Annotated in this window: 12 protein-coding genes and 2 pseudogenes; 9 read left to right on the top strand and 5 right to left on the bottom strand. The window is 68.3% G+C overall.

Annotated elements, in window-relative coordinates:
- Window position 1 precedes the first annotated feature (1 nt).
- From AVHM3334_RS07455 to AVHM3334_RS07445, 3 genes and pseudogenes are all read left to right on the top strand, one after another.
- Window positions 2-223: pseudogene (locus AVHM3334_RS07455) on the top strand (oxidoreductase); the annotation flags it as partial.
- Between the two features lie 178 nt (window positions 224-401).
- Window positions 402-1,172, top strand: coding sequence for an SDR family NAD(P)-dependent oxidoreductase (locus AVHM3334_RS07450; RefSeq protein ID WP_284410999.1), 771 nt, complete (start codon window positions 402-404; stop codon window positions 1,170-1,172).
- A gap of 432 nt (window positions 1,173-1,604) precedes the next feature.
- Entirely contained in the window at window positions 1,605-3,293 is a 1,689-nt protein-coding gene (locus tag AVHM3334_RS07445) for a methyl-accepting chemotaxis protein (RefSeq protein WP_284410997.1), read from the top strand.
- 187 nt (window positions 3,294-3,480) lie between these two features.
- On the opposite strand, the gene AVHM3334_RS07440 is transcribed toward AVHM3334_RS07445, so the two are convergent.
- From AVHM3334_RS07440 to AVHM3334_RS07430, 3 genes are read right to left on the bottom strand one after another with little or no spacing between them, the layout of a single operon-like run.
- On the bottom strand, window positions 3,481-4,239 hold the full coding sequence (locus AVHM3334_RS07440) for a response regulator (protein ID WP_284410995.1): 759 nt from the start codon (window positions 4,237-4,239) through the stop codon (window positions 3,481-3,483).
- The gene (locus AVHM3334_RS07435; RefSeq protein ID WP_284410993.1) at window positions 4,226-4,885 is read right to left on the bottom strand and encodes a response regulator; all 660 of its coding nucleotides are present in this window, start codon (window positions 4,883-4,885) and stop codon (window positions 4,226-4,228) included. The genes AVHM3334_RS07440 and AVHM3334_RS07435 overlap by 14 nt, the downstream gene beginning before the upstream one ends.
- Window positions 4,866-5,129, bottom strand: a complete 264-nt coding sequence (locus tag AVHM3334_RS07430; RefSeq protein WP_284410991.1) for a hypothetical protein — start codon at window positions 5,127-5,129, stop codon at window positions 4,866-4,868. The genes AVHM3334_RS07435 and AVHM3334_RS07430 overlap by 20 nt, the downstream gene beginning before the upstream one ends.
- Before the next feature lie 179 nt (window positions 5,130-5,308).
- Here AVHM3334_RS07430 and AVHM3334_RS07425 point away from each other — a divergent pair, with 179 nt between their 5' ends.
- Both AVHM3334_RS07425 and AVHM3334_RS07420 read left to right on the top strand, forming a co-directional pair.
- A complete protein-coding gene (locus AVHM3334_RS07425) occupies window positions 5,309-6,106 on the top strand; it encodes an ABC transporter substrate-binding protein (RefSeq protein ID WP_284410989.1) in 798 nt (265 codons plus the stop codon).
- A 2-nt stretch (window positions 6,107-6,108) separates the two neighbouring features.
- Complete coding sequence (locus tag AVHM3334_RS07420; protein ID WP_284410987.1) at window positions 6,109-8,670, top strand: sensor histidine kinase; 2,562 nt, start codon at window positions 6,109-6,111, stop codon at window positions 8,668-8,670.
- 73 nt (window positions 8,671-8,743) lie between these two features.
- On the opposite strand, the pseudogene AVHM3334_RS07415 reads toward AVHM3334_RS07420, so the two are convergent.
- Window positions 8,744-9,001, bottom strand: a pseudogene (locus AVHM3334_RS07415) (2OG-Fe(II) oxygenase family protein); the annotation flags it as partial.
- Window positions 9,002-9,196: 195 nt separating this feature from the next.
- Between AVHM3334_RS07415 and AVHM3334_RS07410 the strand changes: the two are divergent.
- The 4 genes from AVHM3334_RS07410 (at window position 9,197) to AVHM3334_RS07395 (ending at window position 11,648) form a co-directional block, all read left to right on the top strand.
- The gene (locus AVHM3334_RS07410) at window positions 9,197-9,667 is read left to right on the top strand and encodes an ABC transporter substrate-binding protein (protein ID WP_284410986.1); all 471 of its coding nucleotides are present in this window, start codon (window positions 9,197-9,199) and stop codon (window positions 9,665-9,667) included.
- A gap of 85 nt (window positions 9,668-9,752) precedes the next feature.
- Entirely contained in the window at window positions 9,753-10,583 is an 831-nt protein-coding gene (locus AVHM3334_RS07405) for an urease accessory protein UreD (RefSeq protein ID WP_284410985.1), read from the top strand.
- Between the two features lie 190 nt (window positions 10,584-10,773).
- Window positions 10,774-11,277 (top strand): tlde1 domain-containing protein, encoded by a 504-nt coding sequence (locus AVHM3334_RS07400; RefSeq protein WP_284410984.1) that lies wholly within the window; start codon window positions 10,774-10,776, stop codon window positions 11,275-11,277.
- Window positions 11,238-11,648 (top strand): hypothetical protein, encoded by a 411-nt coding sequence (locus tag AVHM3334_RS07395; protein WP_284410982.1) that lies wholly within the window; start codon window positions 11,238-11,240, stop codon window positions 11,646-11,648. The genes AVHM3334_RS07400 and AVHM3334_RS07395 overlap by 40 nt, the downstream gene beginning before the upstream one ends.
- A gap of 75 nt (window positions 11,649-11,723) precedes the next feature.
- Here the strand turns inward: AVHM3334_RS07395 and AVHM3334_RS07390 are convergent, their stop codons facing one another.
- Window positions 11,724-12,554, bottom strand: a complete 831-nt coding sequence (locus tag AVHM3334_RS07390) for an SDR family oxidoreductase (RefSeq protein WP_284410980.1) — start codon at window positions 12,552-12,554, stop codon at window positions 11,724-11,726.
- Window positions 12,555-12,713 lie beyond the last annotated feature (159 nt).

The following is a 12,713-nucleotide window of genomic DNA, read 5'->3' as shown; positions in this document are numbered from 1 at the left end:
GTATGACCGCGAACGCGGCATTGCCATACGCGGTGTGACCCGGAACATCGAAGGCGCCCCCGGCCCGCAAGGCGTGGCCAGCACCGTCGTGGAGGCTGCGCTCGGCCGCTGGCGGATGCGCAGGACGCCGGCGGGGCAGGCCTCGTTGCTGAGCAAGCTGCGGCGCTTCATGCCGGCAGGCCCGGTCGATTCCAGCCTGCGCAAGTCGCTCGGCCTGGGTTGAGGCACGTCCCACGGCGGTAAAGCCTGCCGCGTTCCAGCCATTGCGCGATCGGCCTTGCGCTATTGGCCTTGCGCTATTGGCTGACACGGCCCGCAGGCCAATGGGGATGAAATGGCACGTCGCCCGGCTTTCGGCCGGCCGGCCTGTCTTTCTCCCTCCCACCCTACCTGCCCTGCCCATGCCACGCCTTTCCCAGAAAACCGCCCTCGTCACCGGTAGCACCCAAGGCATCGGTGCCGCCATTGCGCTGCGCTTCGCCCAGGAAGGCGCCGATGTCGCCCTCAACGGCCGCAAGCCCGACGGTGCGCCGCATGAACTCATCGCCCGGATCGAAGCGCTGGGCCGGCGCGCGGTGTATGTGCCGGCCGACATCGGCACCGCCAGCGCCGCGGCCGAGCTGGTCGAACGCTCGGTCGAAGCGCTCGGTGGCCTGGACATCCTGGTGAACAACGCGGGGGTGGAACGCCACGCCGATTTCTGGGACGTGACCGAAGAGGACTACGACCTGGTCATGGACACGAACGTGAAAGGCCTGTTCTTCGCCACGCAGACCTTCGTGCGGCACCGCCGCGCACTGCAGCGCGGCGGCGCGGTGGTGAACATCAGCTCGGTGCATGAAGAGATCGCGTTCCCCCACTTCGCCTCGTACTGCGCCAGCAAGGGCGCGCTGCGCATGCTGGCGCGCAACCTGGCGAGCGAACTGGCGCCGCTGTCGATTCGCATCAACAACGTGGCGCCCGGCGCCATCGCCACGCCCATCAACGAAAAGCTGCTGAACGACCCCGCCAAGCTCAAGGCCCTGCAGGCGCAGATCCCGATGGGCCGGCTGGGCACGCCGCAGGACGTGGCCGGGCTGGTGGCGTTTCTGGCCAGCGAAGACGCGGGCTACATCACGGGCGGCACGCACTCGGTGGATGGCGGGCTGACCTACCACTACACCGAGCAGTGAACGGGGCCGACCGAGGGTGAAGAAGCCTCGGCAGCGGTGCGGGCCATGACGGGAACCTCTGGACGAACCGCCAGAAATTTCAGGCATCGAAAAGCCATCCAGCGCAATCAACACTAGGGCATATAGCTATATTTTTTATAGCATTCGGTTTTGTCGCCTCACCAGCACCTGTGAGGTTCTGGCGGTCTCTTCTTCCCCTGACTGACTTTTTCTCTGCCACTGCGCCTTGCGTGGGGTGCGCCGCCGCGCGCCCGAGGCCCGTCCCTTACGATCCGCCAAGGGTGTGCGCATTTCGTCGCCGATATCGGTCTTACCGCCACTTCTGCCCACTCGGAGCCGCAGAAACTTTTGCACACACTCTCCGCAAAGTGCCATAATCAGCAAAAATGATATTTATGACACATTCCGTTCCTCATTGACCAGAGACCGACCATGAAAAACCTCAAGATTTCCACCCGCCTTGCCATAGGCTTCGGCGTCCTCGCGATCCTGGGTGTCGCCATTGCCTTGCTGGCTGCACTGCGCATGCAGGGCCTGGCGGAAGACCTGTCCGAGGTGTCGGCCAACCGCATGGTCAAGGTCGCGCAATTCACCGACATCAAAGACAACCTGAACAACTCTGCCCGTGCAGTGCGCAACATCATCATCTCCAGCGACCCGGCCTTGCGCGCAGGCGAGAAAAAGAAGGTTGCCGAGGCGCGCGCCGCCAATGCCGAGCTGCTGCAGCAACTGGACAAGACGCTGGCACTGCCCGCGACGCGGGAGCAGCTGCGCATCATCAGTACCAACCGGGACTCCTACAACCAGGCCATCGACCGGGCCATCGCCCTGGCGGAAGCGGGCGACAGCGCCGCAGCCGGGGCATTGCTGATCAAGGAGGTCCGCACCTATCAAAATCTCCTGTTCAGCGCGGTCGATGCCTCCCGCGAGATCCAACGGGGTCTGGCCGCAGATCTCGCCAAAGAGGCCCTGTCCCATGCCAACAGCATGGCCGTGCTGCTGGGCGTGGCCGCAGTCCTGATGCTGGGCGTGAGCCTGCTGGTCGGCTGGCTCATCGTTCGCGATCTTTCCCGCTCGCTGGGCGCCGAGCCGTCGGCCCTGGCAGCGGCCGCGAACCATGTGGCAGAGGGCGACCTGAGCGCGCCCCTGGTGGTGCGCAGCGGCGACACGGTGAGCGTGATGGCCGCCATGGCCCGCATGCAGGAGGCGCTGACCTCGGTGGTCGCCAGCGTGCGCCATGGCTCCGACGGCGTGGCCACGGCCAGCGCCGAGATCGACCAGGGCAACAGCGACCTGTCGGGCCGCACCGAGCAGCAGGCCAGCGCGCTGGAAGAAACCGCAGCCTCGATGGAGGAGCTGTCCAGCACGGTGAAACAGAACGCGGACAACGCCCGCCAGGCCAGCCAGCTGGCAGCGAGCGCATCGACCGTCGCCATTCAGGGCGGGCAGGTGGTCAACGACGTCGTGAACACCATGAAGGTCATCGACGGCAGTTCCAAGCGCATCGCCGACATCATCGGCGTGATCGACGGCATCGCCTTCCAGACCAACATCCTCGCGCTGAACGCGGCGGTGGAAGCCGCCCGCGCGGGCGAGCAGGGCCGGGGCTTTGCCGTGGTGGCCAGCGAAGTGCGCAGCCTGGCGCAACGCAGCGCGGCCGCCGCGAAAGAGATCAAGGCCCTGATCGACAGCAGCGTGGCCCAGGTCGGCGAGGGCACGGCGCTGGTGGCCAAGGCCGGCAGCACCATGACCGAAGTGGTCACGGCCATCCGCCGCGTCACGGACATCATCGGAGAGGTGAGTGCCGCCAGTACGGAACAGAGCCAGGGCGTGGCCCAGGTCGGCGAGGCGATCACGCAAATGGACCAGGTCACCCAGCAGAACGCGGCCCTGGTGGAAGAAAGCGCTGCCGCCGCCAGCAGCCTGAGCACGCAGGCCCAGCAACTGCTGCAGGCCGTGGCGATCTTCAAGCTCGGCGCGCAGGCAGAGGTTGCCAGTGCGGCCGCCGCCTCGGCGGGTGCGCACCCCGGCCGAAAGACCGGCGGCGGAGCCCGCAGTGGCGCCACCGGTCATTCCAGCGGCGCAGCGGCTCCCCGGTTGGGCGCGGCCCTCGCCCGCTGATCCACGGCACGGCTCTGCCCCCTGCGCGACCGCCAAGCCGGGGGCTGGGGCAGTTTTCAAAGCGGCGGACAGAACCGACCCGGCCCAGCGGTTCTGGCCTGCGCCGCGCCGCGGCGGTCCGGGAGATGGGCGCGGTTGGCTGCGCTCAGGGGCGCATGCCCTGCGCTCCAGGCTACTGGAACTGGAACTAGGACTGGGAGGCCAGGTGCTCTCTCAAAGCCCGCCAGCCGGCCACCGCCGCCGGGCCGTCTTCGGCAAAGGCGGCCTCTTCCAGCAGACCCGCCAGGCGGCTGCCTTCCCCGCGGCCCAGGGTGAGCAGCACGGTGCGAAGGTTGTGGCCCAGCCGGCGCAACGCGGGCAGGTCCACTGCGTCCACCGCCCGGTCGCCCTCTTGGCAGTCCTTGGCGAACTGCACCAGGCAACGGCTGCGGTAGGTATCGAACAGGGGCCGGTTGTTGGCGAAGTGCTTGGCGAGCGCGTGGGCTTCATGCTCCGCCAGTCCCTCGTGCACGGCCTTCGCAGCGCTGGCGTCAGGCGTGGCGGGCGCGCCAGCTTCCTCGGGCCTGAACAGCTCCAGGGTATCCCGCACGCAGCCTTGCAGGTCACCGACCGAAGCGGGCTTGGCCAGCGTGCGCCAGATGTTCATCGAGGCCAGTTGTGCGCGGACGGCCGTGTTCAGTCCCGCGCTGAACACCACGACCTTGGCGCCCGCAGCCAGCGACGGATCGGCCGCCATGCGCTGGATGAGCCCCATGCCGGACTCGCCCGGCATCATGAGGTCGGTGATGATGAGCTGGGCCCGGTGCCGGGCCAGAAACTCCAGGGCCTCTTCCACGCTGGCGCACACCTTGAGCGACACCGGCAGGCCGTCGAGCACCATGCCGACGAAACGCGACACCGAGGCGTCGTCCTCCACCAGGAGGACGACCGGCTCAGGCGTCGGCATGCCGCAGCTTTTCCAGGCAGGCCTGCAACGCACCGGGCAGTTCGGCCACCAGTTGGGGTTTGTGGATGACCGCCACGCCCTTGAGCGCGAAGGCATAGGGCGCGCGCTGCGTTTCGTCCAGCGAGGTCACCACGATGAGTTCGCTGCGCGCGAACTGGGAGTGCGAGCGCAGCGTGGTGATCAGCGTCGCGCCGTCCAGGCCGGGCAGCAAGATATCGACGATCAGGATGTCGGGCTGCAACTGCCCGTAGAGCGCCAGCCCGGCAATGCCGTCGTCGGCCACCTGCAGTCCCACATCGGGAAACTGCTGCTGCACGATGAGCTGGATGAGATTCTGGAAATGGGTCGAATCCTCGATGAGCAGCAGCAGGGGCTTCCTGGGCCCGGCCGGCGCGGCCACGTCACGCCGGTTGCCGTCCGCGCCGCCGCTGTTCGGCTCAGCGGGCCGGGCCTTGCTGCCCTGCATCCATTGCTGCACGGAAGCGCGGGAAATGCGGCGGTGCCCCCCGGGCGTTTTCCACGCTTGCAGTTCCCCACGGTCCACCATGAGTTGAACGGATCGCACCGCCATGCCAAGCATCTTTGCCACTTCAAGGGTGGTGCAGTGATCGTTTGCGTCAGAAATCTCAGGAGCAGATATCGCCATGGGTGAATTGTGCTCCTGTTGACACGGATGCACTCAAATTAAAGATGATAGAAATGATTTTTTTGATTAAAATCAAAATGCGCCGACATTCTATATTTTTATCATTTCGCACTCCCGAACCATGCAACCCTGTTTTCGTCACCCTTGCTCCAGCGCCAGCCGGCGGACCGGCATGGCGGCGGTGCGCTGCGGCGGCGCAGCGAGCGGCGCCGCACCCAATCCGAATCCGAATCTCAATCCACATGGCAGCGGTCCTCGTACTGGGGCAGACCCCGTGGCGAAAGACGGCCTCTATGATGCGCTGACCCTGAGGGCCGCCCACTGCGTGCGCCAGGGTTCATGCAAGGCGAGCCGGTCATCGGCACCCAGGGGCCTCCCGCCCCTCTCTCCGCAACAGGGCCCGGCCCTGAAGAAATGGATGGCATGAAGCGGATTTTCCTACCAATCGCGCTGCTCGCAGGGGTGGCCGTGCAGGGGCTGGCTGCGGTCGTGCACGCAGGGCCGGTGTCGGAGCGGGTGCGCTCCACCGGTGTGGTGCGGGCCTGCATCTGGCCCGAGTACTACGGCGTGACCTACCGCCACCCCCGCACGCGGGAACTCAAGGGCATCGACATCGACCTGTCGGGCGAGCTGGCGAAAGACCTCGGCGCGCGCATCGACTACGTGGATTCCTCCTTCACGGCGGTGGTGGACGACCTGGCGAGCCATCGCTGCGATGTCGCCATGTTCGCGATGGCCGTGCTGCCGCAACGCCTGAACGCGCTGCGGTTCACCCAGCCCTACCTGCACAGCGACGTGTACGCGATCACCACCAAGAACAACGCCGTGGTGGGGCAATGGTCCGACATCGACCGGCCCGGCGTGCGGGTGGCCGTGCTGCGCGGCACCTCGCTGGAATCGTTCATGGCCGGGCACCTGCAGCACGCCACCGTCGTGCCCACCAGCCCACCCACTTCGCGCGAGCAGGAGTTGAGGTCCGGCCGCGTGGACGTCTTCATGACGAACTACTTCTACAGCCGCCGCCTGCTGGACAACGACGACTGGGCCCGGCTGATCGCGCCGGCCCGGCCCGTGCAGGTGCTGTCCTATGCGTACGCCGTTCGCCCCGGGGACCCCAGCTGGCTGGCGCAGATGAACGACTTCGTGGCCCGCATCAAGCGCGACGGGCGGCTCAGGGCCGCGGCGCACAAGCACGGCCTGGAACAGGTCATCGAGCCGTGATCATGGCCCGCCGCATCCCCGACCCCCACCTTTCCGCCGTCGAGCGGACCCCACGCTTTCGCGGGCTGCCGCCCAGCGGCATCGTCCTCGTGGCCGGCCTGGCCGCCGCGCTGCTCGCCGCCGTGGCGGTGGCCCTGCTGGCCATGAACGACATGCGCACGACCATGGCCGCGAGCCAGGCGCAGGCCCAGCTGCTGGCCCGCATCATCGAGAACCAGGCCACCCGCACCATCGAAGCCGGCGACATGGCCCTGGGCATGCTGGCGCATTCCGCCGCCATGACCGACATCCGCCCCGACCGGGACGCGATGGAAGCCGCGATGCGCCAGGTGCTGGTGGGGCTGTCGTTCATGCGGGGCGTCGCGGCCGTGGACACCAAGGGCCTGGTGATCGCCAGCACCGTGAGCGGCGAGGCCGGCACCTACATCGACGTCTCCAAGCTCGGCCCCTGGACCGAAGAGGAGCACCAGCGGCTCGGCCCGCTGATCCAGGGCCGCGGCCTGGGCAGCCTGCGGCGCACCACGGCCCCCGACACCTCGCCGCCCGGCGTATCGTTCGTTCCGCTGCTGCGCGGTTTGCGCACCGACGGCGGCAAGGACCTGATGATCGTGGGGCTGATGAACCCGGGCGCGCTGTCGAACTTCCAGTACCTCACCCTCGAATCGCTGAGCTATGACGCGGTGATCGCAAGCGACGACGGGCAGGTGCTGGCGACCTCCGCCCCTTCCGCCGCGCTCGTGGGCCAGCGCATCGACGGCCTGCCCGTCTTTCACAGCTACCTGCCCCAGCGCGACATCGCCAGCTACGTGGGCCAGGGCGTGCTGGGCAGCGACCGCATCCTGGCCTTTCACGCATCGCGCGACAAGCCGCTGGTGGCCATCGTCGAGGAACCCCTGGCCATGGCGCAGGACCGGTGGCTGCAGGGCGCCAAGAGTTTCCTGGGCATCGGCCTGGCCGCCGTGCTGCTGGCCCTGGGACTGACCGCGACCGCCTGGCGCGGCCTGCGCTCCCGCGAGGCCGCACAGCGCTCCATGAACCTGGCCCAGCGAAAGATCGCGCAGAGCCAGCACGATCTGGCGGTGCTGATCAGCAGCGTGCAGGAGCTGATCTTCCGCACCGATGCGCAGGGCGTCATCACCTACGCCAACGCGCGCTGGGACACCCTGAGCGGCCGCAGCCCTTCGCACGCCGTCGGGCAGAAGCTGCACGACATCGTGGACCCGGGAAGCCGCAACGACGTGACGGCCATGCTGGACACCGCGTCCACCGCGCAGGCGCGCACCTGCCAGGCGCTGATCCGCACCGCAGAAGGCCGCCATCTGCTGTTCGAGCTGGCAGTGGTGCCGCTCGTCAGCGAAGGGCGCATCGCCGGCTTCGCGGGCAGCGCGGTGGACGTGACCGAGCGCTGGCAGGCGCAGCTCAAGCTCCATGCCCAGCTGGCCTTTCAGAACCTGCTGCTGGACACCAACCCCCTGCCCATGTCGCTCACCGACCCGGACCAATGCCTGGTGCTGGTGAACCGCGCCTGGGAGGAATACAAGGGCCGGCCCCGCTCGCAGGTGATCGGCGAACGGCTGCATGCCTTCTTGCCGACCGAAGAAGCCGCGGTGCTGGAAGAGGCCAACCGGCACCTGCTGGCGCATGGCGGCCAGATGACGCTGGAAACCCGGATGCTGCACGGCGACGGCTCGCGCCGCGACGCGCGCATCTTCAAGGCGGCGGTGACCGACGAAATGGGCCAGGCCACCGGCGTGCTGAGCATCCTGATGGACGTGACCGACTTCCGCATGGCAGAGCGCGCCATCCAGGAAGCGCGGGATGCCGCCGAAGAAGCATCGCGCACCAAATCGGAGTTCGTGGCCAACATGAGCCACGAGCTGCGCACGCCGCTGCAGTCGATCATCGGGTTCGCCGAGCTGGGCACCCTGGGCTCGCCGCGCGGGCCCACCGACCCCCGGCTGGCCGCGATGTTCGCCGACATCCACGCGGCCGGGCAGCGCATGCTGACGCTGGTGAACGACCTGCTGGACGTGGCCAAGATCGAGAGCACCGTGGGCACGTTCCACCTGGAGCGCATCGACCTGCGCGGGCTGATCCGTTCGGTGGCGCGGGAGTTCGAGCCCCTGCTCGCACGGCACCGCCTGCACCTGCAACTGGACCTGCCGGAAACGCCGCTGGTCGCCAGGGCCGATCCCCTGCGGTTTCAGCAGGTGGTGCGCAACGTGCTGGCCAACGCGGTGAAGTTCTCCCCCGGCGGCTCGACCATCGAAGTGCGCGGCTTCCTCGACGGGCTGACGCAGATCCACATCGAGGTCGAAGACCAGGGGCCCGGCGTGCCCGAAGAAGAACTGGAGCGCATTTTCGAGGCCTTCGTGCAGTCGAGCAAAACGCGCGACGGCTCGGGCGGCACCGGGCTGGGCCTGGCCATCTGCCGCAAGATCGTCGAGGCCCTCGGCGGCCGCATCCATGCCCGCAACGCGGCCCAGGGCAGCGTCTTTCACATCGTGCTGCCGGCCCGCGGCTTCTCCGAGACCATGCCGGCGCAGCTGGCGGCGCTGGCATGAGCATCTCGCCCCAGGCAGACAGGCAGACAGGCAGGCAGGCAGGCAGGCCCGGACGGTGCAGGACCCGGCCGGCTCAGTACCTGGCGAAATTCGCCGTGATGCGCTGGCGCAGGTATTCGCCGGCCTGGATGGCGGGGTACTTGCGGCCCGGTCCTTCGACCACCGCATCCTCGTTCGCCTGGCAGAAGAACGCCAGGCTGTAGCGCGCGCCCTGGTATTCGTGCGGCAGCGGATTGCGCACGCGGTGAAAGTTGCTGGGCAACTGATCGTCGCTCCAGCGGGTCAGCATGTCGCCGATGTTGCAGGTGATGACGCCCTCGGCCGGCTCCACGCTGCTCTTCAGCCCGGCCTGTCCCACGACGGCGCCGGTGCCCGGAAATTGCTCCGTTCGCACCGATGCACGGCGCCGATGCGCCGTGGCCGGTTGCCCGTCCCGAACCTGGAGCACCGCCATGCAACGCCGCCGCTTTCACTCCACCGCCTCGGCCCTTGCAGCCACGCTGGCCCCCGGCTCGCCGCCCCCAGCGTGCATGCGCAGGGCAAGCCCACGCCGCTCAAGTTCACGCTCGACTTGCGCGTGACCAGCCAGACGGCGCCGTTCTTCCTGGCCGAGTCCAAGGGCTACTACAGGGAAGAAGGACTGGACGTGACCATCGACGTCGGCTCGGGCTCGGTGGCATCGATCACGCGCGTGGCCAGCGGGGCCTACGACCTGGGGCTGGGCGACATCAGCGCGCTCGCCGAATTCCATGCGCAGAACGCCGATGCGTCCGTTCAGGCCATCTACCAGTACTACATCTGGGCCAACATCGACCGCGTGGTGTACGGGATCGACGCCGTGCGGCTGCGTGCCTTTCGCGGCGAACGGCTGGACCAGCGCGATGCCGAGCTGTCCTGCCGCGACGTGTTCGCCGCATCGGCCCACGCCATCGAATGCATCGGCCCGGCGCTGATCGAAGCATCTTCGGCCTCCCACCAGGGGGCGTGGAAAGCCTGAGGCGTGCCGCGGGCAATTCAGTGCCAAATCGGCCTCCTGCCGGCGTATATCATGCGGTAATAGCTCACGATTTGATAGCAAACGCATGACCTGGCACGCCCACCTGCAACTGGACTACCGCCGCGAGGCCAATCGCACGGTGGCACGCTTCGAACACGATGGCCCGTTGCGCATCCTGCAGAGCCTGTACCCCGAAGGCGATGCGGTGTGCCACAACGTGCTCGTGCATCCGCCCGGTGGGCTGGTCGGTGGCGACACGCTGGACATCCGCACCACCGTCGCGGCCGGTGCGCACGGCCTCGTGACCACGCCGGGCGCCACGCGCTTTTACCGATCCGCCGGCGCACCGGCGCTGCAGCGCACGCATGCCGTGCTCGCGCCCGGTGCGCGGCTCGAATGGCTGCCCCTCGAAGCCCTTTGCTACAACGCCTGCCAGGCGGAAAACCGGCTCACGCTGGAAGTCGCCCCAGGCGCCGAATGCCTGGGGTGGGACGTCACCGCACTGGGCCTGCCGCACGCCGGCCAGCCTTTCGAGACAGGCCGCTTCACGCAGCACATCGAGGTGCCTGGCGTGTGGCTGGAGCGCGGCCGCATCGATGCCGCCGACAAGCTGCTGCTCGATGGCCGGCTGGGCCTGGCCGGGCACCGCTGCATGGCGTCGATCTTCTTCATCGCGGGCGAAGCCCTGGCGCGCGAGCGGCGCGAAGGCGCACTGGACGCGGCGCGTGCCGCCATCGAGGCGCACCCGCTGGCCGCCACAGCCGGCGCCACCAGCCCGCACCCGAACCTGGTCGTCGTGCGCGTGCTGGCGCCGGTGGTGGAGCCGGCCATGGCCCTGCTGCAGACCGTGTGGGCCGCGTGGCGCGCGCACTGCTGGGCAATGCCGGCACCACGGCCGCGCACCTGGTCGGTATAGCGCCCATGCCCTGGCCGCGCTGACCACGCAATGCACGGCCGGGCGGGCGATACGTCCGGTCACCCTGCATTACAAAAACGCACCGGCTGGCGCGGAGCCCACTTCTAGAATCAGCCGGCCGCGACGAACCGCCCCGGGCGCCCTGCCTGCGGCGGCCCTCCTTTGCGCCGACCCAACCCTTGCCCTCACCATGTCCGATCCCTACGCCCTGGAGCGCAGCCGACCCCACGCCCCCGGATGCCTGCAATCGAAAATCGCACTGCAATTCGACGGAAAAGTCCTGCGGGCCACGGGCACGCAATCCGTGCTGGCGCTGCCCGCAGTGTCCGGAAAACCCAAGAACGGCCACTTCGACTACTCCGCCGAATGGCAGAAGGCGCGCAACGCCGGGCCGATCCCGGAAGGCGACTACTGGATCCAGCCGTCCGAGATGTGGGCCAACAACTGGCTCAAGAACCTGTACCGCTCGCCGCGCGTGGCCTGGGGCAATTTCCGGCTCACCATCCACCCCTACCCCGGCACCGAAACCCATGGCCGGGGCGGCTTCTTCATCCACGGCGGGGCGAACCCGGGCAGCGCCGGCTGCATCGACCTGACCGTGCACATCGACAGGTTCGTCGAAAAACTCAAAAGCGAACTGGGAGGCCTGCCCGAATGCTACATACCGCTCACCGTCCGCTATCCGCCCGGCTGACCGGCCTCGCGCTGGCACTCGTGCCGGGGCTGGCCTTCGCCGAGGTCAGCGACAAGGAGCCGTCGCTCTGGTTCATCTGGGCCGTGGGGCTGGTCGCCTCGGGCATCTGCATGGCCGCCATGGCCCACCGGCGGTGGCTGGGCGCCGTGCTGGCGGTGCTGCCGGCGCTGTGGTTCGCCGGGCTGCTGATGGAGATCCACTCCCCAGACGTCGGCCCTTACCTGTATGCCGAACAAGGCTGGAGCTACTACCTGCAGGCCTATCTGGCGCTCACCGTGTTCGTCGCCAGCCTGGTGCTGGGCCTGCGCCTGCGCGAGCGGCGGCGCCAGCGGCCGCGCGATGGGGCCGCCAAAGCGCAGCCGCCGGGTTAACGGGTTCCATGCGGGCCTTGTCAAAGGGGCAGCACCGAAATCCACGGTGCCGGCCCCGGGGCAAGTCACACCGCCTCAGAACGTTCCGGAAAAAGCACCGCCATCCGCCAGCACGTTCTGGCCGGTCATGTAGCCGGCCTGCACGCTGCACAGAAAAGCGCAGATGGCCCCGAACTCCTGCGGCGTGCCGTATCGGCCGGCCGGAATGGCGGCCTGCTGGGCGCGGCGAACGTCGTCTTCGTTCTTGCCGGTTTTCTTCACCGCCGCCTGGATGGTCGCCGCCAGCCGGTCGGTGTCGAACTTGCCGGGCAGCAGGTTGTTGATCGTCACGCCCTTGGCGGCGATGCCGCTGCGCGATGCGCCGGCCACGAAGCCCGTCAGGCCGCTGCGCGCCCCGTTGGACAGGCCCAGGATGTCGATGGGTGCTTTCACCGCGCTCGACGTGATGTTGATGATGCGGCCGAAGCCCCGCGCCGCCATGCCGTCCACCGTGGCCTTGATCAGCTCGATCGGCGTGAGCATGTTGGCATCGACCGCCTTGATCCACGCATCGCGGTCCCAGTCGCGGAAGTCGCCCGGCGGCGGACCGCCGGCATTGGTCACCACGATGTCGAAAGCATCGCCCGGCCCGCCCGCCACGGACAGCGCAGCGGCACGGCCCTCGGGCGTGGTGATGTCGGCCGCCACGGCCAGCACCACGGGCTGCGGATGCTTGTGCGCCAGCGTGGCCGACCCGTTCGCGGCCGCCGCCACCAGTTGCGCGGCAGCCTGCTCCAGCGCCTGCGCGTTGCGCGCGTTGATCACCACGTTCACGCCCTCGCGCACCAGCGCCTCGGCGCAGCCATAGCCCAGACCCTTGCTGGCGCCGCACACCAGCGCCCATTTACCGGCGATACCCAGGTCCATAGTCTCCTTTCACGGCCGGTGCGCCCGGCCCATCACGAATCACGAAGGGATCGACCGTGCGCGCAGGATCGCGGCTGCGATCGACGGCCGATGATACGAAGCCAGGCGTTCCAGCGCGCTCCAGGGGACTTGTGCGCGACTCGATGCATCAGGCGCAGG

Origin of the sequence: Acidovorax sp. SUPP3334, from assembly GCF_030159055.1 — a bacterium.
Lineage (GTDB): Bacteria > Pseudomonadota > Gammaproteobacteria > Burkholderiales > Burkholderiaceae_C > Paracidovorax.
The sequence above is the reverse complement of the archived record's forward strand: the minus strand, read 5'-3'. Positions and strand labels throughout refer to the sequence as shown.

Coding starts and splice junctions, on each gene's coding strand:
- AVHM3334_RS07390 (WP_284410980.1), bottom strand. CDS start 12,554: ATGGACCTGGGTATCGCCGGTAAATGGGCGCTGGTGTGCGGCGCCAGC.
- AVHM3334_RS07440 (WP_284410995.1), bottom strand. CDS start 4,239: ATGCCGACGCCTGAGCCGGTCGTCCTCCTGGTGGAGGACGACGCCTCG.
- AVHM3334_RS07400 (WP_284410984.1), top strand. CDS start 10,774: ATGTCCGATCCCTACGCCCTGGAGCGCAGCCGACCCCACGCCCCCGGA.
- AVHM3334_RS07405 (WP_284410985.1), top strand. CDS start 9,753: ATGACCTGGCACGCCCACCTGCAACTGGACTACCGCCGCGAGGCCAAT.
- AVHM3334_RS07445 (WP_284410997.1), top strand. CDS start 1,605: ATGAAAAACCTCAAGATTTCCACCCGCCTTGCCATAGGCTTCGGCGTC.
- AVHM3334_RS07450 (WP_284410999.1), top strand. CDS start 402: ATGCCACGCCTTTCCCAGAAAACCGCCCTCGTCACCGGTAGCACCCAA.
- AVHM3334_RS07430 (WP_284410991.1), bottom strand. CDS start 5,129: ATGTGGATTGAGATTCGGATTCGGATTGGGTGCGGCGCCGCTCGCTGC.
- AVHM3334_RS07435 (WP_284410993.1), bottom strand. CDS start 4,885: ATGGCGATATCTGCTCCTGAGATTTCTGACGCAAACGATCACTGCACC.
- AVHM3334_RS07395 (WP_284410982.1), top strand. CDS start 11,238: ATGCTACATACCGCTCACCGTCCGCTATCCGCCCGGCTGACCGGCCTC.
- AVHM3334_RS07420 (WP_284410987.1), top strand. CDS start 6,109: ATGGCCCGCCGCATCCCCGACCCCCACCTTTCCGCCGTCGAGCGGACC.
- AVHM3334_RS07425 (WP_284410989.1), top strand. CDS start 5,309: ATGAAGCGGATTTTCCTACCAATCGCGCTGCTCGCAGGGGTGGCCGTG.